The 18,567-nt window shown below is 55.1% G+C and carries 13 protein-coding genes; 7 read left to right on the forward strand and 6 right to left on the reverse strand.

What is annotated here, in order from left to right; translation table 11 throughout:
- Positions 1 to 419: 419 nt before the first annotated feature.
- Entirely contained in the window at positions 420 to 1,367 is a 948-nt protein-coding gene (locus tag J5W70_RS06320; protein ID WP_146019182.1) for a hypothetical protein, read from the forward strand.
- A gap of 39 nt (positions 1,368 to 1,406) precedes the next feature.
- Positions 1,407 to 2,213 (forward strand): hypothetical protein, encoded by an 807-nt coding sequence (locus J5W70_RS06325; protein WP_022398182.1) that lies wholly within the window; start codon positions 1,407 to 1,409, stop codon positions 2,211 to 2,213.
- 58 nt (positions 2,214 to 2,271) lie between these two features.
- Here J5W70_RS06325 and J5W70_RS06330 read toward each other — a convergent pair whose 3' ends face one another.
- Positions 2,272 to 2,970, reverse strand: a complete 699-nt coding sequence (locus tag J5W70_RS06330) for a hypothetical protein (RefSeq protein WP_146021354.1) — start codon at positions 2,968 to 2,970, stop codon at positions 2,272 to 2,274.
- Here J5W70_RS06330 and J5W70_RS06335 point away from each other — a divergent pair.
- Positions 2,941 to 4,008 carry a hypothetical protein gene (locus tag J5W70_RS06335; protein WP_215841951.1) on the forward strand — a complete coding sequence of 356 codons (1,068 nt, stop codon included), beginning with the start codon at positions 2,941 to 2,943 and terminating at the stop codon, positions 4,006 to 4,008. The two genes, J5W70_RS06330 and J5W70_RS06335, sit on opposite strands and share 30 nt — an antisense overlap.
- Before the next feature lie 117 nt (positions 4,009 to 4,125).
- Here the strand turns inward: J5W70_RS06335 and J5W70_RS06340 are convergent, their stop codons facing one another.
- A complete protein-coding gene (locus J5W70_RS06340; RefSeq protein WP_022398180.1) occupies positions 4,126 to 5,355 on the reverse strand; it encodes a sensor histidine kinase in 1,230 nt (409 codons plus the stop codon).
- 12 nt (positions 5,356 to 5,367) lie between these two features.
- Positions 5,368 to 6,072: a response regulator transcription factor gene (locus tag J5W70_RS06345; RefSeq protein ID WP_022398179.1), complete on the reverse strand. Its 705-nt coding sequence runs from the start codon at positions 6,070 to 6,072 to the stop codon at positions 5,368 to 5,370.
- A gap of 216 nt (positions 6,073 to 6,288) precedes the next feature.
- Between J5W70_RS06345 and ilvD the strand changes: the two genes are divergently transcribed.
- Complete coding sequence (gene ilvD, locus J5W70_RS06350) at positions 6,289 to 7,965, forward strand: dihydroxy-acid dehydratase (protein WP_022398178.1); 1,677 nt, start codon at positions 6,289 to 6,291, stop codon at positions 7,963 to 7,965.
- A 245-nt stretch (positions 7,966 to 8,210) separates the two neighbouring features.
- On the opposite strand, the gene J5W70_RS06355 is transcribed toward ilvD, so the two are convergent.
- Both J5W70_RS06355 and J5W70_RS06360 read right to left on the reverse strand, forming a co-directional pair.
- Positions 8,211 to 8,630, reverse strand: a complete 420-nt coding sequence (locus tag J5W70_RS06355; RefSeq protein ID WP_022398177.1) for a hypothetical protein — start codon at positions 8,628 to 8,630, stop codon at positions 8,211 to 8,213.
- A 69-nt stretch (positions 8,631 to 8,699) separates the two neighbouring features.
- Positions 8,700 to 12,776, reverse strand: a complete 4,077-nt coding sequence (locus J5W70_RS06360) for an autotransporter outer membrane beta-barrel domain-containing protein (protein WP_215841900.1) — start codon at positions 12,774 to 12,776, stop codon at positions 8,700 to 8,702.
- 389 nt (positions 12,777 to 13,165) lie between these two features.
- Between J5W70_RS06360 and J5W70_RS06365 the strand changes: the two genes are divergently transcribed.
- Entirely contained in the window at positions 13,166 to 14,164 is a 999-nt protein-coding gene (locus tag J5W70_RS06365) for a tyrosine-type recombinase/integrase (protein ID WP_249853094.1), read from the forward strand.
- Between the two features lie 92 nt (positions 14,165 to 14,256).
- On the opposite strand, the gene J5W70_RS06370 is transcribed toward J5W70_RS06365, so the two are convergent.
- The gene (locus J5W70_RS06370) at positions 14,257 to 15,183 is read right to left on the reverse strand and encodes a uracil-DNA glycosylase (protein WP_022398174.1); all 927 of its coding nucleotides are present in this window, start codon (positions 15,181 to 15,183) and stop codon (positions 14,257 to 14,259) included.
- Positions 15,184 to 15,392: 209 nt separating this feature from the next.
- Here J5W70_RS06370 and thiH point away from each other — a divergent pair, with 209 nt between their 5' ends.
- Both thiH and J5W70_RS06380 read left to right on the forward strand, forming a co-directional pair.
- Positions 15,393 to 16,529: a 2-iminoacetate synthase ThiH gene (thiH, locus tag J5W70_RS06375; protein WP_022398173.1), complete on the forward strand. Its 1,137-nt coding sequence runs from the start codon at positions 15,393 to 15,395 to the stop codon at positions 16,527 to 16,529.
- Positions 16,530 to 16,636: 107 nt separating this feature from the next.
- Entirely contained in the window at positions 16,637 to 18,523 is a 1,887-nt protein-coding gene (locus J5W70_RS06380) for an LTA synthase family protein (protein WP_022398172.1), read from the forward strand.
- Positions 18,524 to 18,567 lie beyond the last annotated feature (44 nt).

Consider the following 18,567-nt stretch of genomic DNA (forward strand, 5'->3'; position numbering starts at 1 on the left):
CTTTTTCTTTAAACAAATGAAAATAGAGTTATCTAGTCTAATTTAGGAGTTTAAACGTAGCAAATCATTTTAGGAAAAGAAATTGTAATGCTTTGTTGGAGAAATATAGGAGAGATTCAATGAACTGCCAAACGCTCTCTGTCATGCTGTCAATTTATTTAGAATTGAGCTTATCAATATCGTAATCAAGCGGATTGAGATGGGGTTTTGCGGATTGCTTAATGTGGGCATCATATTCTTCAGCCTAAGGTAATCTCCTTTTTCTCGTCCCCATATTCCTGGCGAATCCAATATTGTCTCAATTTTATTCTAAAATCATTGACTTTTTGCCTGAATTCTGATTTTTTTGTATACGTATTACAACCTATACTTCTATGAAACGGTCAGGACAGTTATTCATGTGGGGAAATTTTTTCTTCATGGCAATTGGAGCATTTTCTTTAGGGTTTGCAGAAGATGGAGATTTAGAGGACGAAGGGAGGGATTTATATATCAGTTCGAAGACACGCAAGTATTCTGCTGAATGTATGATCTTTGATCTGGATAGAGAGGAAGATCAAAAACGAGAAGATATTGGAATTGGAGAAGAAGCGGATTTAGAGTTGGAGGGAAAATTACTTTCTCTTGTTAATAAGGATGAGATAGAATGGAAACTTTCCGAACAAAGTGAAAAATGGGCAATACTAACAATTAATGAAAAGGATAAATTTAAAGCTGTTTTAACGGCTAAAAAGGATCCTGTTATCAAAGGAGAGGTAAGTGTGGAAGTTAAAACTAATTTGGACGATAAGCCCAAGCCAAAAAAATTTAATGTTCTGGTACCAAACAAAATAGAAGGGATAAATCTTTCTGAACGGAGTCCTGATGGTCCCCGTGATGGGAAAGTGAATGAAGTTGGGGCTTCCACTCATTTAGCTTTAGTCTTTCAGCCGCGGACGGTGAGCTTTTCAAATATAAACTTTATAGAAAGATCATTGGATAAACCTGAGGATCTTACTGACGGATTGGCTCCTCATATGCCTAATCCAAATCCACAACGAATTGATGAGTATAATGGACATATGAGTGATTTAATTGGAGTATATCCACCGAAGGAACATCGGGAAAATTCAATATTATTATTCCAAAATCTTCCATTGCCATTATTTTATTTTTGGCGTTGCGGGTTTTACACTGTTGTCAATGGGAAAGATTGTTGTTTAATCGGTGATGTAGTGTATATTCAAACATTTGATGAAAGTTATGATGGGAATCGTATAGATGGGTTGAAAAATTTCAAAGTTAAAATTTGTAAATTTGGATGTTCTGTTGAAAGAAGTACAGGAGGGGACGCCATTCATATAGATACAGGAACGAGAGATGATTGATCTGTAAGTATAATAATTCAGTTAGTCAAACAATCTGTTATGAAAGTAATATATATATTATCATGTTTTATTTTAGTTTTTTCGACTGTAAGCGAGGCCAAAATATTTGATAGTTCTTTAAAAAAACCTCTCCTTCATGAAACTAATGAAAAATTATATCTCCTACTATCAAACGCTGAAAAATCAGCCCTGCAGGGGGATATTTTTAAATTTTATGAACAAGCTAATAAAATACTGCCTGATATAAAAAATGATTTGCAAAAAGGGATGTGGCTTTTTTATTTGGTTGCCGCAGTTCCCTTTATTGATGACACTGTAGAAGGTAACGGAGAATGGCTATGCGAAAATTCTGATCTTGATTATGAAGTGAAGGAAAAAATGATTTTATCATTTTTTCCGAAAGAAATTAGAAAATCTAACGGAACAAAACTTCATGACGAGGCACTTGTGATGAGAGAATTGTTTCTGTTATATTCATCCATGATATTGAATCAATTTCGACAAGAATTGAATCCTCTTTTTCTTTATACATATAAATATAATAGATTTTTATATTTATATAACATGGATCTTAGGCAGGATAGAGATAGATTTACAAAATATTGTAATTACATGAATGTTAGAATTGGGAGACAAAGAAAATTGAATTCAATCATCAATAATATGGAAGAGGATTTTGTAGGAATGTTAGTCCAATTTTATCCGACTAAAGCTGTACAGGTGAAAAGATATCTTAAATTGGCGGGATATGGTGATGATGAAATTCCTGATTTATTGGATAGAACAATTGGACGAGTTCCTCAAGCTTCCTACTTGTACAAGGGTTTTCCCAAGCGCAGAAAATAATTGGTAAAAAATATCCTCATAGATAGTTTTCTTATTTAGCCTATTTATGTTTAAACTCTTATTCCTCTATTTGTTCTTCTTGCCAGCGGTTGTTGCTGGAGATTTGTCCCATCAGCGCCTGGCATGGCAGGTGGAAGGAGGGGATGTGCGGAATATTGCCGGGCTGTGCCGGCAATATGTTCAAAAGAAATTGGAGGCGGAAAAAACGTTTTCCGTGGAATCTCTGTTGAAGGACCGGGAGGTGGCGCAGGCTTGCTACATGGCCCATTTTTTTGCGTTGGTGGGGAAGGAAAGGACTTACATCCTTCATGAATTGAAGGACAAGGAATTTGTGCAATGGTTGCTGAATCACCCGGAGGTGTTTGAAAAACTGGCGTTTGCCAAGGCCTCGGGAAAGAATACGCTGGCTGTATTGCGGAATATCTGGGTGAAGGAAGGGAAAGAGCTTTCCGGAGTTGGTCTCAACATGGCATTGGGTGCGGCGTTGGTTTCTACGTCCCGGGAGCCGGAGGCATGCGAAGCCCGGTATGATTTTTACAAAAAGTCTTTTGCGGAGAAAAAACTGTTTCCGCAGTTCATTACGCTGGAACCGTGGGAATTCGGCATTCTTTTCCGGGGCAGGGAAAGTATTGAGGAGCTTGCCTGGGCACAGGATTACCTGGCTGGCAAAAAGAAGATCAAGGCGGGGAACGCAGGGTATGCCTGTTGCGGTCTGATCCCCTACCGGATGAAGAATAAGCAGGGAATCAGCGTGCATGCCGGTGGAGCGTTCTACGATCATAAACCTATTTCTTTGCAAATTTACGTGGAGTATGGGGGTGTGTGCGGCGCCGTTTCCAAAGGGGCGGCCGGGTTTGTGAAGACGAAGGGGATTCCTTCCTACACGATCGGCCAGCCAGGGCATTGCGCCTTTGTGTGGAAGGGGGCAGACGGAGAATGGAAGATAGGAAATAACATTTATGGCTGGATATGGTCGGAAGGCGGGTCCGGAGGACCGTGGAAAGGTTCCGTTTCCACGATTACAGAGCTCCCCCGTTTTTGGAAGGGGAAGGATGCCGCTGCATCCAATCTCTGTTATTATTTATCCCTGCTGGCTGCCGATCCACAGAAGGCGGAAGCACTGCTGAAAGAGGCATTAAGACGGAATGCCTCCAATTATCCCGCATGGCAGGCCTTGATGAGAAGGAATGTCCGCCTGGCGGAGAAAGATAAATTGGCTTTGCTGGAACAATTCAAGGAGGCTTTTCCCGGAAATCCCACTCTGTGGGAGTATTTCATGAAGAATGAACTGGGGCTTGATTGGAAAAAGGCGAATGGCTATGCCGTTTATCCAAGATTGCTGGCGCAAAATGAATCATGGGATTCTGTAGACGCGTATATGCGCAATTTCTGCGCTTTAGCCCGGAAAGATATTCCGGATATGGCTGGAAAGTTGCCTTATGGGGTGAAAACCAAGAGAATCTTTTTCAAAAACTGGTTAAAGTTTTACCAGCAGAATAAGGTGGACCGGAAGGTGAGGGTGCAGACCTGCGCCGTATTGGAAAAGGCGCTTCCTCCGTTATTGAGCCATGAAAAAACGGCCCTCCAATTTCTCGGATTTTATGGTCAGGTGCTTGACTTGTGGAAAGACAAACAGCTGTCTGCGCGGGCTGATGCTTGCCTGACTGCATGGCTGAAAGAGGCGGACAAGGCTTCAGTACGCAAGAAGATGGCGGAAATAGGTCTGAAAGTGGCCGCCCAGCTGGGAAATAAAAAATCGCTGGAACGTTACGCGGAGGCTCATGCTGAGCATTAAATAGAGAAATTGGGAAACGATAGTCTATTTCTCTTAGACTAGGAAATGGGTCAAAGATTTTGTAATTATTAACTTGTCTTCCGAATTTGAAGTCAAATATTTTTGACTGTGCTTTTATTATACCTTTGCTTCTTCCCGGAACCGTTTCAGAGGAATGGTGATGGTGAAGACGGTTTCCCGGTGGGGGGTGCTGGAGACGGTGATGGCGCCGTCGTGAGCCTCCACGGCGCGTTTCACGATGGAAAGGCCCAGGCCCGTTCCCTTGATTTCCGAGGAGTGGTGGGTTTCCACCCGGTAGAAGCGGTTAAAGAGGAAGGGAAGGCTTTCCGCGGGGATGCCTACGCCCGTGTCCGTGACGGTGATCACGCAGGCTTCCGGTGTTCTGGCTGCGGCCACAGTGACGGAAAGGCCCGGTTCCGTGTTTTGCTTGAGGGCGTTTTCCACCAGGTTGAACAGAACCTGCGTCCAGTAGAAGGGATCCCCGTAGAGTTCCCAGTCCGGCGGAATGTCCATGTGCAGGGCGGCCTGTTTTTTCTCCCGGATGGAGTCCAGGCGGGAGAAGACATCATCTACGCAGGAGGTGAGGTGGAACCATTGTTCCTTCAGGATGGCCTTGTGGCCTGATTCCAGCTTGGAGATCATGAGCATGTCTTCAATGATGTTCATGAGCCGCTGGCTGTTCTGGTGCATGACGCCGATGAATTTGCGCGCCAGTCCGGGGCTTTCCTCCATCAGATTGTCTTCCATCAGGTTTTCCAGATATCCCACGATGATGGTGAGCGGGGTGCGCAGCTCGTGGGAGGCGTTCGCCACGAAGTCCCGGCGCATCTGGTTGGTGAGGTAGTTTTGCGTGACGTTGCGCAGCAGGATGCGTTTTTCCTTGATCGGGGTGTCCGTGATGGCGCTGTCCAAGTGCCACGCCGTGATGCCGTTTTGCACTCCGCCGGGGGAGTTGGCGGCGCTCAGCGTAAATTCCTTGGTGACGGGGCCATCCGTGTCAAAGGCTTCCTGAACATGCCCCAGCAGTTCCTGGTTGCACACCAGGGCTCCCACTTTGCGTCCTTCCAGCCTTTCTTCCTGAAAGAGCTCTTTGGCCAGCGTATTGGCCAGCACGATGTGCCCGGCGGGACCGATGAGCAGGAAGGCCTCACCCAGAGCTTCCAGAAAGCGCCGTTTGTCCACGATGGCCTGTTCCTGGGCTTCCTCTCCGCGTTTCAGCAGGCGTTGGGCGTCCCGCAAGGCCTTTTTCCGGGCTTTCATGGCGGACCGACATACCTGGACCAGGTGCCAGTTCAGGTACAGGGAGGCCAGAACAAGGATGATGAGGATGTAGTCGATGGCCGACATGGAACCGGAGCGTTAGACCTCTTCCTCCGGGGGACGCCGCCCCGGCAGGGTAAAGCGGTAGCCGATGCTGCGGACGGTTTCAATGCAGTCCGCATAGGGTGCCAGTTTCTGGCGCAGCCGTTTCATGTGCGTGTCCAGCGTGCGGCTCTGGGCCTGGTGGCTGTATCCCCACACGCAGCTGAGCAGGTCGTTGCGGTTCAGGGTCTGGCCTTCCCGTTCAATCATGTAGATCATGAGCTTGAATTCCGTGGCCGTCAGGTCCACTTCCTCCTTGTCGATGTAGAATTTGAGGGCGTTTTTGTCAAACGTGAAGGGCCCGTATTCCGCGATGACGCTGCCCGGCGTGTGTTCGCACCGTTTCAGCACGCTGCCTACGCGCAGCACGAGTTCCTTGGGGCTGAATGGCTTGGTCACATAGTCGTCCGCTCCCAGCTCCAGTCCCTGGATGCGGTCTTCCGCCTGGGCCTTGGCGGTCAGGAAGATGACGGGAATGTTCTGCGTGCGGCTGTCCCGGCGCAGCTCTCTCAGTACGCCGTGGCCGTCCATGCCCGGCATCATCTGGTCCAGCAGAATCAGTTCCGGCCTGTCCCTGCGCGCCACTTCCAGCGCGGTCAGGCCGTCATAGGCCGCCAGGGGCGTGTGGCCTGCGCGTTCCAGGTTGTAGGCCACGAGGTCTGAGATGGCGTGATCGTCTTCAGCGATAAGAATGGTTGCCATGGCTGTTTTTTACGATGAAGGAAGGGGCGGTGTCCCGATATTAGATGTGACGATTCGTTCACATTTCCCCGTCCGGAAGGGTGTTCCGGACAGCTAAAGTCTTTCCTTATGCAAACAGACTGTAACGGAGGCGTTTCCGTTTTGCAAGACTGGCCTAGATTCAACTTCTCTTCCCTGCGTCATGTGATACACTTGCACTGCAACAGTTGTATTGTTATGCGAAGCGATAGAGTTAAAGCAGGGTTCGAGCGTGCGCCGCACCGCAGTCTGATGCGTGCCACGGGGATGACGGATGAGGATTTAAGCCGTCCCTTCATTGCCATTTGCAATTCCTTTAATGAGGTGATTCCGGGCCATGTCCACCTGAACAAGGTAGCCGCCCTCATCAAGGAGGAAGTGCGCAAGGCCGGAGGAACTCCCGTGGAGTTCAACCTGCCCGGCGTTTGTGACGGCATTGCCATGGGCCACGGCGGCATGAAGTTTTCCCTGGCCAGCCGTGAGTTGATCGCGGACAGCGTGGAGACGATGCTGAGCGCCCACGCGTTTGACGCCATGATCTGCATTCCGAATTGCGACAAGATTGTTCCCGGCATGATCATGGGCGCCCTGCGCTGCAATATTCCCACTATTTTCTGCAGCGGCGGCCCGATGGCCGCCGGCATGGCGGAGGACGGCACCGTACTGGACCTGAACAGCGTGTTTGAGGCCGTCGCCCGCTTCAAGGCAGGCAAAATCAATGCGGAGGAACTCCATTCCCTGGAATGCCGCGCCTGCCCCGGCGCCGGTTCCTGTTCCGGCATGTTTACGGCCAATTCCATGAATTGCCTGAGCGAGGTAATCGGCCTGGCCCTTCCCGGCAACGGTTCCCTGCTGGCTACTTCCGAGGAACGCAAGGAGTTCTGGAAGCAGACCGCGCGCCGCGCCGTGGAGATGGCGAAGGCGGACGGTCCCCTGCCGCGCGACATCGTGAACCGTGACGCCATCGACAATGCCTTTGCGATCGATATGGCGATGGGCGGCAGCTCCAATACCGTGCTTCATACGCTGGCTATCGCCCGGGAAGCCGGCGTGGAGTATGACCTCCAGCGCATCAATGACATTTCCAAACGCACCCCGAATATCTGCAAGGTGGCCCCCTCTTCCCGCTTCCACATGCAGGATGTCCTGCGCGCCGGCGGCGTGAGCGCCATCATTCATGAGATCGCCAGGATTCCCGGGGCTCTCCACCTGGATTCCATGACCGTGAGCGGAAAGACGCTGGGTGAAACGGTTGAAGGATGCGGCATTACGGATGAAACGGTAATCCATCCGCTGGAAAAGGCTTATTCCCGTGACGGCGGCCTGGCGATCCTGTTCGGCAACCTGGCCCAGGAAGGCGCCGTAGTGAAGAAGGCCGGCGTGCATCCGGACATGATGAGCTTCCGCGGACCCGCCGTGATTTTCGAGTCCCAGGAGGAAGCCTGCGAAGGCATCCTTGCCGGGAAGGTGAAGTCCGGCGATGTGGTCGTCATCCGCAATGAGGGACCCAAGGGCGGCCCCGGCATGCAGGAGATGCTGGCCCCCACGTCCTATATCATGGGGCAGGGCCTTGGCGCGGAAGTGGCGCTTATCACGGACGGCCGTTTTTCCGGAGCCACCCACGGAGCCTGCATCGGCCATATTTCCCCGGAAGCGGCGGAAGGCGGCCTGATCGGCCTGTTGCGGAACGGGGATATTATTGAGTATTCCATTCCGGACCGTACGCTGAACGCCCATTTGAGCGAGGATGAGATTGCACGCCGCCGTGCGGAGTGGCAGCCCACGTACAACAAGGTTTCCTCCTCCTGGCTGAGCCGTTACCGCCACCTCGCCACGAATGCCAGCAATGGCGCCGTTCTCCGGCGCGGGGAATAATGGCTCCCTTTTAAATGGCAGCCGCTTTCCCTGGTGGGAAAGCGGTTTTTTTATGCCTGCCTCCGGTTCACAGACGGCTGGCAAGCGGTATGGCCGGATTAGCCTGCCCGGCAGGAATGAGCGGACGCCGGTACATTCATGCCGGAGGCGACCGCCATAAAAGGTCTGTCCGGTTAAAGCGGAACCGCTTCCCTCAACAGGAAGCGGTTCCTAATCAACAATTCATACTTTCCCGGGAAATTTTTCTATTTGGAGATTTTGAAGGGGCCGCCCATTCCTTCCGGGGAGAGAACGGTGGATTCATATTTGGTTGCCGAGTAGTAGCCCTCCGTTGCGGAAGTAAAGGTCATTTCTCCGGAGCTGGTGATGGTGGAGGGATGTTCCCCTCCGTCAGTCAGCGTCATGGAGAACCGGGCGGAAGCCGGACCCGGCGCATAGGAGTACGTTCCGGAAAAGCGGCCGTTCCCCGTTTCCAGCGTAGTGGGGGAGATGATTTTGTAGGAGACTCCATGGCCGTCCGTCATGCTGATGACGGAGCCTGTTTCCAGTGTTTGCGGGGGCTGGACTCCGGAGGAGTCCGATTTGCCGGAGCTGCCGCCGCAGGAGGCCAGCAGGACCGCACAGCCCAGCGTCAGGATGGGGCGGATTATTGTTGAAGAAGGCATGAAGAGAAGGGTTGAGGATTGCCTCCCCGGTCCCGTGGGGAACCGGGGAGACTGGAATAGGAACGCCCGTTAGAATGAGTAACTGACGGAGCCGTTGATTCCCTGGGCCGTCAGCCCGGCCCTGCTTTCCAGGGAGTACCCGATGCGGGCTCCCCATCTGCTGCCGAAGGCGGCGCTTACCCCTGCGTTGACGCGCAGGGCGGTGCGGCCTACGTTAACGCCGCGCGCCGTCCAGGTTCCCAGCTCACTGCTGACGGTTCCCTTGGGGTTGAGGCGGCTGAGGTCCTGCGCCACGGCAACCGTCACGCTGGGCGTCAGCGTGGTTTTGGCGCCTGCCGCATAGGTGCGGGAGAGAGTGACGCCTACGGGCAGCGTCCAGTTCTGGGCGCGTGCTCCGCTGAAGGTCCGGGCCAGGTCTCCGTGTTCGGAGAAGCTGTCCGTCTTCCCGGTCATGAATTCCAGCCCGGCAAACGGCGCGATGACCAGTTTGCTGCGGAGCTGTTCCGTCCAAGTGGCATAGACGGCGGCTCCGAAGGAGTCGGAATCAAATTTCCCGCTGGCGGAGGTGTCCGCCATGCGGGCCTTTCCGTCAAAGGACGTGGTGCCGAAGGCGGCATAACCGTCCAGGGCCAGCTTGGAAGCCCCTGCGGGCGTGTAGCGGCCGTAAAGCATGGCCATGAAGGAGTCCGCGTCATAGCTGGACAACCCTCCCTTGTCCTGGAAGGTTCCGTAGGACTGGCCGATGGCTACCCCAGCCAGGGCGGAGGAGGAGAGCTTGCAGTCCGCGCCCACGGCATAGCCGCCTGCGTCGTATTTGTAGCCGTCGATGCCGCTCCGTGCGCTCTGGTTCGTCCAGGAACCCAGTCCGCCCACCCATACGGAGCCGCGGCCTGAGGCCACCGGCGCCATGGCGATGGGGGAGCCCTTCGCGTCTGCGGACTGGATCGGCTTCGCCGCCGGAGCGTTCAGCCCCTGTGCGGCGGAAATGGCTCCCTGCGTCCTGCCCAGGGCGGCAAAGCCCTTGAGGGCGTCATTGGAGGCCCACGCCGCGTTGACCACGGTTTCACCGCTGACGGATTGAATCATGGCTGCCGCCGCGTCCGCGCTGGAGGTTCCCAGGAGGGTTTCAAAGAACCTGTGTGCGGCTGAACCGTCCCGGACTCCCGTCCGGGCCTGTTCCATGCCGGCTGCCGCGCCGGAGACGTTTCCGGAATATCCCTGCATGGGGGCGGCTACTCCGTGCATGTTCTGCGTCAACCGGATGGTTCCGTCTTCATGAAGTGCGGCGTTAGTGGAGACAAAGGCGGAGTTGAACAGGGGCAGTTCGCTGACATCGGCTCCGGTGATGGTGATGTTGCCCACGGAAGAAGTTCCGGCTGCGGTGTGGGTGAGGTCCCTTCCGTTGCCCGTTTCACCGGCATTCCAGAGCTTGATGGAGGAATGGCCGTTGAACGTGATGCCATTGAGGAGGAGGGAAGAGCCCTCGCCCATTTCAATCACGGCGTTTCCGTTGAGTTCCAGCGTGTCGCCGGCCAGGGTGGAATCTTCCGTCAGAATAACTCCTCCTCCGTTGATTTCATAGTCCGTCAGGCCTTCAACGCCCAGTTGCGCGCCTTCCATGACCAGGGTGCCATCCACTTCAGCCAGATGGCCCACGATCAGGGAACCGGCTCCGGAATCCTGGATGAATGTTCCTCCGAATCCGTTGTCTTCCGTGTCCCGGCCGCCGTAGAGCAGGCCGCCGCTGCCCGTTTGCACCAGCGTGGCGGAACCGCGCGTCCACGGACCGTCGTCAAGGGAGTAGTAGTCCGCGTCGGAAATCCCGCTGTTGATGATGGTGACATCGTCCGCGGCGGAGTCCACCAGGATGACGGAGCCGTCTTCGGCAAAAATGTCGTTGGCTTCTTCCCCGGCCATATTGCCGTCAAAGAAGGCTCCGGAGCCAATCAGAAGAAGACGGTCTTCCATCAGATGGATGGCCCCTCCCAGTCCGGCGGCGGTGTTGTCCGTGAAGGTGACATTTTTGCCTATCCAGATATTGGCGCCTTCATTTTCAAATAAGTCGTCCACATTATCGCCCTCCTGCATTGCAAGATTGGTCGTCAGCTCGGAGGCGATGGCTCCGCCGTTGGCCCCGGCCGTGTTGCCGGAGAAGACGGAACCGTTCCCTACCGTGATATCCAGCACTTCCGTGGTCAGTTTGGAGGTGCGTTCCCCGTTTTCATAGGTGATGGCCTCGGCAATGTTGTTCTGGGCGAAGACGGCTCCGCCGGACCCGGCGGCCGTATTGCCGATGAAGCGGTTGTTTTCTCCAATGAGAATGTCTCCGTGCGCGTAGAGGGCGCCCCCTCTGGAAATATCCATGGTGGCGGACCTGCCCGGGGCCTTGCTGTTCATGAACGTGTTGCTGCGGCCCGTGGTGATTTTGTTTTCACGTTCCGTAACGGTAACGGTTCCGTTGAGGATGTCTCCGTTTTCATCCGTGTCAATGATGCTGGCGTGGACGAGGCTGTTATCCGCATCGCTGAAGGCGCTCATGTGGTAGACGGACGCTTCTTCCGTTCCCTGATAGGTCACGTTGTCCCCTAGTATGATGGTGTTTTCCGCGGCTACGGTGGCCATGGTCAGCGTAGCGTTGTCGCCAATGACTACGTTCCCGCCATAAGTTCCTTCCGTGTATTCGCCGGAGGCCAGCACATAGTCGCCGTCCGCGTTCTGCTTGAGCGTTCCTTCAAAGGAGATGGTTCCGCGGGAGGAGGCGCCTTCGTCGTCAATGGCTCCCACCGTATCCCCGGCCCAGATATCGGCCATCTGGCTGCCGGAAAGGTCGTTGTCCCCGGTGATTTCAGTATTGCTGCCGATGTAGATGTCTCCGCCTTCCGCATAGATATCCACGTCGTCCAGCGTGGAATTGGCCCCGATGGAAACGGTGGCCTGGTCTCCTACTGCGGTGGTTATGCGGACGGTACGGGTTCCGTCTTCCCCTTCAGCCATGGAGAAGGAATTCAGTTCCACGGATACGGCATCCAGCGTGACGGATGCCAGCTTTGCCCCTTCTCCGATGAAGATGGAGCCTTTCGCGTCCATGTCATAATTTTCAATGGAGCTGCCGCTGCCGATGGCGATGTCGCCATACAGCCCCATGGATTCTTCCGTGCTGGTTCCCGGCAGGTAGGCCCCGTCTTCATCTTTTCTGGTAATGCCATGGGAAAGGACGAGGGCTCCCGTCGTAATTTCCGCCCGGTCCGTGGCTTTCAGGATGCTGTTGTTTCCCAGCAGTATTTCGCCGCCCGTGAACCGGTCTCCATCGCCTGCGGTGCTCAGATCGGTATCCGTCATCGTCACGGCTCCCGCGCTGAAGTCAATTCCTCCGCGGGCGCCCACGGATTCCGACTGGCCGATCAGAGTGCCGGACTCTTCGTTTTCGTAAACGGACGTGGTGTTGACGGCGCCTGTGGAGACGAGGGTGGAATCAGCCAGGGCAATATCTCCATGGGAGACAATTTGGCCGCGGACTCCGTCATTCATGGATAAATCCATTTCATTGATTTGGACGTCTTTTCCCAGCTCCATGGCAATTTCTCCCGGTGTGATAGTGACCACCGTGGAGATAAAGGCCCCTGTTTCTGGGTCCAGTCTGGTTTCTATGGAGGTGGCGTGGCTGGTGACGACGTCGTTCCGGTTGAGAATGGCTCCGTCTCCCGCCACCAGCTTGTTGTTTTCCAGGACAAGCCATGTGCCGTCCAGGGTGGAGCCGTCTTCTATGGAAAGGGTGTTTCCGGCGTCGCTCCGCCCGCTGAGCATTCCTTCCGTCATGCTGCCCACGCGGACGGTTCCTTCACCGTCCACATTTAGATCCTGCATCTCCACGGCGGACATGTCCTTGTAGTTGAAGTTGGAGATTTTTCCATGCCCGTCTGATTTGAGGACGATGGCAGCGTCTGCGGGCAATGCGCTCAATTCTATTCCTTCAAAATCGATGGAGCCGGTAATGTTCAGCGTGTCTCCATTGGCCATCTGGTTCCAGGCGGCCTGGAATTCTTCCAGGGTGGAAGCTGTATATTCGGCGGCGAAGGCCTGGCTTCCAAGGACGCACATGGCTGCCAGCAGAGCCCGGCGCAGCGGGAGGGGTAAACGAAGATTCATGATTTGTTATATTCAGATTAATTTAAGGAAAAGTGGAAATGGGTGCCTTTTCCCTGCTGAATTTCTATGTACAGGATTGTTAATCCTGTGCGTCTGAATATATTCCGTCCGTTTTCCCGCCTCCGGCGCATGAACGGCGCGTTGTGCGGCGGAAGATTGAATCCACGGCTTATCTAACAAATAGATTTTTATTTGTACATAAGAAATTGGCCGTTAAAAGGGATTAATAGATGAAAATATTGTAATTTTTTTCTTGCTAACAGGATTAACAATCCTGTGATGTATCATGCATTAATATCAAAAACATGGTGTTCGGAATGGCGAAACATGGAGAAAACCGGAATAAATATTTGGCGGCGGAAATGTTGTTGAAAGGAAGCGGTTTGAATATGCTGGATGCAGCCAGTCTGGCCGTGGAATTGCTGAGCCTGTGCGGGGGGCGCCGCAGCATGCGCCGGGCCAGAAAGGCAATTTTCCTGGGAGCGGAGGAATTGAGGAAAGGGGAAAAGACGGTTTCCTTTTCCGCCGCCGTGGAGGAGACGCTGAGGGCGAAGCGCGGGCTTCGTCCCACAACGCTGCGTGATATCAGGTATTTCACCGGAGCCTTGATGCGGAGGTGTCCGGAATTGAAGGATTTTCCGGTCCGGAAACTGACGCCGGAGCATTGCGCGCGTTTTTTGGAAACTGCGTTTTCCTCCCGCAGACAGCGTTACAAGGGCCGTGCAGTGATGAGCGGCGTGCTGTCCCTTTCCCTGCGGCGCGGCTGGTGCGGGGAAAATCCCATTGTCCGGGTGGAACCTCCTGCGTTCCGTGAACGGACCATCGCCGTTCTGGTCCCGGAAGAAATAAAAAGCCTCCGGGATGTGGTGGAAATTCCTGAATTCCGTGACTGCGCTCCGGCGGTCTGGGTCATGCTGTATGCCGGCATCAGGCCGGGGGAAGTGATGCGTCTCCGCTGGAATGACGTGGATATGGAAGAACGGGTCATTTCCGTAAGGTCCGTAGCCAGTAAGACGGGGGGAGCCCGGCACGTCACCATTCATGCCGTGCTCCGGCGGCTTCTGGCGGAATACGGGGCAGGGGAGCGGGATGGCTTGCTATGCCCTCCCAACTGGCCGGTGCGCTGGAGGCTGCTCCGGAAAAAGGCCGGGTGGGGCGTGCATCACCGCTTCGGGGAATGGAGCGCGGATGCTCTGAGGCATACCTATGCTTCCTATCATGCCAAGTGGTTCCGGGATTTTCCCCTGCTTCAGATGGAGATGGGGCACCGCTCCTCCTCCCTGCTGCGGGCGCGGTACCTGAACATGGAGGGAGTGAGCCGCGACAGGGCACGCCTGTTCTGGGAAGTGCCGGAACACGGAAGGAAAAAGCGGATCGTGCATTGCTGAAAAGGGAACGGACCGTTCCGCAGGTTTTCCATGAAAAAACAGCCGTTCAGCTACCGTGGCGGGAGAAGGGCGGCATGCAGGAATTCCCGGTTTTATTCCCTGGGCAGGAAGTAGCCGCGCTGTTTTTCCGAGATGGGCATGCCTAGGCGTTCCATGACGGCCAGCATGTCTTCCCAGACCTTGCGTTTTTCCCGCGGGCTGTCTGATCTCAACAGGTAGCTGGGATGGTAGGTAACGCGCACGGGAATGCCATTGAGGTCGTGGAACCTGCCGCGCATGGAGCTGACGGAACCCTGTATCCCCAGCAGCCCCACGGCGGCTGTCCCGCCCAGGGCTACGATCATCTTCGGCTGGATGACCTGGATTTCATTCATGATGATGGGCAGGCAGGCTTCAATTTCTTCCGGCGTGGGGGCGCGGTTGTTGGTCCGCTGGTTAGGCAGCGCAGGACGGAATTTGACGATGTTGGAGATGTAGACCATGTCTCGGGAGAGTCCCATGGCCTTCAATATCTGGTTGAGTTTTTCCCCGGCGCGGCCCACAAAGGGCTCCTGCTGCACTTCTTCATAATAGCCCGGCGCTTCCCCGATGAGCATGAGCTCCGTATGGGGATTGCCCGTGGCAAAGACCATGGTGTCCCGCAGGGAATTGAGCTCCCGCGCCGGCTGCCAGTTCTGCGCCAGATCCCGCAGGTATTGCAGCTTGTCTTCCATCGTCCCTTCCGGGAGAGCGACGGTGGAGGCCGGTTCCCGGCTCTCCGGAAAGAGCTCCGGCGGTTCCGGTGCCCCGGAAGATACGGAGGCCGGGGCAGGTTCCGCCTGGGGCGGCGGTTCAGGAGAAACGGGGGGAGAGGGTGGAGCTGCGGGAACGGCAGCGGCGGGGCGGCTTCCCTGTTTGGCGGTCACGTACCACGTCCTGAGAACGTTTCTGGCTTCATCCGTCAGGCTCGTGCGCGTTGTTCCCTGCTGGATCAGGGAATCGAGATAATGGCGGAAAAGGCTGTTCGGCGTGGCGGTCATGGGAGGATAAGGCCAGATTAGTCCATGAGAGGCCGTCTGTCACGACGATTTGCAGGGGCCCTTCTTTCCTCATGGAGCGCTCCGCTCCGGGAAATGACACGGTAAAAGATGGAATCCTTTGTGAGGGAAGAGGCAAATTGGGCTTCTCCGGTTCAGGCGTGGAAATGGCCTTGGGCAGCCGGCTCTCTCAAATTTTATTTAATCTTCCTATGTCCTTTTCTGAAGAATTAAACGGTCTGATGGACCATCCCTCTTCCCTGGTGCGCCGCTTCATGGCATTGCTGGAACCGGTGGACGACGCCCGCCTGGAGGCGATGGCGCAGGAGAGCCGCCGCCTGACGCGCCTGCATTTCGGCCGGACCATCCGTCTCTTTGCCCCCATTTACCTGTCCAACGAATGCATCAATAATTGCAAGTACTGCGGTTTTTCCCGGGACAACCCCATCATCCGCACCACCCTTACGGTGGATGAAGTGGTGCAGGAGGCCCGCTACCTGCACGGGCTGGGCCTGCGCAGCATCCTGCTGGTGGCCGGGGAGCATCCCAAGTTCGTTTCAGACGGGTACATGCAGGAATGCCTGGACGCGCTGCATTCCTTTATCCCCTCGCTGGGGCTGGAAATAGGACCGCTTCCGGACGACCGCTATGCGGAAATCGTCCACCATGGGGCGGAACAACTGGCCGTGTACCAGGAGACCTACAACCGGGAGGTGTATGAAACCCTGCATACGGCGGGCATGAAGAAGAATTTCAACTGGCGGCTGGATTGCCCGGAACGCGCCTACCAGGGCGGCTTCCGCCGCATTCAGATAGGCGCCCTGTTCGGCCTGTCCCCCTGGCGGCGGGAGGCCATGGCGCTCGCCGCCCATCTGGACTATTTGCAGAAGCATTGCTGGAAGTCCGCGCTTTCCGTGGCGTTCCCGCGCATGCGTCCCTACGCCGGGAATTACGAGTATGAACCCGATCCGGAACTGATGCTGGACGACCGCCATTTTGTCCAGCTTATGGCCGCCCTGCGCATCTGCTTCCCCAGGATAGGCATGTCCGTCAGCACCCGTGAACCCGCGCCGATGAGGGATGCCCTGATGCATCTGGGCATGACCCACATGTCCGCCATTGCCCGTACGGAACCGGGGGGCTACACGGGGGTGGGAACGGCCACCGCCCATTTGACGGTGCGGGGAAACCAGGTGGACCTTCCCGAGGACCGGAAAGGGCGCTGCAAGGCAACGGAGCAGTTTGAGATTTCCGACCAGCGCACTCCGGAACAGGTGGTCGGCGCCATCCGGAATGCGGGCCTGGAGCCTGTCTGGAAGGACTGGGACGCCGCGCTGGATGTGGTGTAAAGGGAGTCCGGATGCCCGGCGGCCGCTCTGCGGAATGACAGCCATACTTGCGTGATGCTGTGATGGAGCATTGACGGCATGCCCCGTCTGTCATATTTCCGGGGACGATGATTCGTTATTATTGGGGGAGGTTTTGGCCGTTCCTCCTGCTCGCGTTCGGTATTGAGGCGGTGGAAAACCTGTTTACGGTGTTTTTTGAATACCGCAACATGGATTTCGGGGTCATTCCCCTTCTGAAGACGGCATACATTTTCGTGACGGAGTTTTCCATCACCATGTGCTACTGGCTCATCCCTTATGCCGTTTATTTGTGGATTCTGCCGCGCGGTAGGGCGGGGGGAAAGGCGGACCGGTGGATCACCTGCGCATGGTTTTTCCTGTTTGTGCTCGCCAACCTGTTTGAGGACGTGGCGGAAGCCTTCTTCTGGAATGAGTTTGAAGCCAGCTTCAATTTCATTGCGGTGGATTACCTGATTTATACCAAGGAGGTGATCGGGAATATTTATGAATCCTACCCCATCATCCCGATTCTTATCGCCATTCTGGCTGTATCCGTCCTGGCCGTCTGGGGGATGAAGCGTTTTCTGGTTCCCCGCCATGGGGAAGCTCCCGCGGGGTGGAAGCGGGGCTGCGTGGTGCTGTTCCTGCTGGCGTGCATAACGGGAGGGTATTGGCTGGTGGACATCAAGGATGCGGATGCCGTGAACAACCGCTATAACTCGGAAATGGCCAAGGACGGCCTTTACAGCCTGTTCAGCGCCTTTCTCAAGAATGAACTGGACTACCGCGATTATTACAAGACGCTGCCGGACGCGGATGCGGCGGTGTTTCTGGCCCGGGAATTCACGGCGGATGACACGTCCGTGCCTGACGCCGCATCAGGCAGCGTGAAGAGGCGGGTGCGCCCCTCCGGGGAAGCCATCCGGCCCAACGTCGTGGTTGTGGTCATGGAGAGCATGGGGGCGGAGTTTTTAAACGAGTGCCGGGAGGACGGCGCGAATGTCACGCCGTGCCTGAGCCGTCTGGGCAAAGAGGGCATTTTCTTCCCGAATACCTATGCCACGGGCACCCGCTCCGTGCGCGGGCTGGAGGCGGTCAGCACGTCCATACCGCCTCTGCCCGGCATGTCCATCCTCCGCCAGGAGGGGAATGAGCATTTGCAGACCATCGGGTCCATATTCAGGGACAAGGGGTATGACCTCAAGTGGATCTACGGCGGCTACGGGTATTTTGACAACATGAATTACTTCTTCGGGAACAACGGCTTCCAGGTTCTGGACCGCAATTCCATGGATGATTCAGAGGTGACCCATTCCACCATCTGGGGCGTCTGTGATGAAGACCTGTTCCGCCGCGCCGTGCGTGAGGCGGATGAGTCCTTCAAAAGCGGCTCTCCTTTTTTACAGGTGGTGTTCACCACGTCCAACCACCGCCCCTATACCTATCCGGAAGGGCGCATAGACATTCCTTCCCATACCGGGCGCATGGGCGCCGTCAAGTACGCGGATTATGCCGTGGGGGCCTTTGTGGAGGAGGCCAGGAGCAAACCGTGGTTTGAGAATACGCTGTTCGTGTTTGTGGCGGACCATGGCGCGGGCAGCGCCGGGAAACAGACGCTTAATCCGGAAACGCACCGCATTTTCTCCATTTTCTACGCTCCGGCCCTGCTGAAGCCGGAACGGATTGAGACGCCTGTCAGCCAGATTGACGTGCTGCCCACCCTGCTCGGCCTGCTGAAATGGCCGTATGATGCGGCGTTTTATGGAAAGGACGCCTTGAAACCCTCCTACCAGTCCCGGTATTTCGTGAGCAATTACCAGTACATCGGCTACTTGAAGGGAAGGGACATGGTGGTGCTTAAACCACAGCGCGGCGCGGAGTTTTTCCGTGACGGGGAGCCTGTGAAGCCGGATGCCCGGATGAAGGAGCTGGAAAAGGAGGCGGTTTATTATTATCAGCACGCTTCCGGCTGGCGCACCAGTTTGAAGGAATAAGCCCTTTCCCGTGATGCGGATGCCGCCGTCTCCGCGGCAATCCG

The sequence above is a fragment of the Akkermansia massiliensis genome (assembly GCF_018847375.1).
Taxonomy (GTDB): Bacteria; Verrucomicrobiota; Verrucomicrobiia; order Verrucomicrobiales; family Akkermansiaceae; genus Akkermansia; species Akkermansia massiliensis.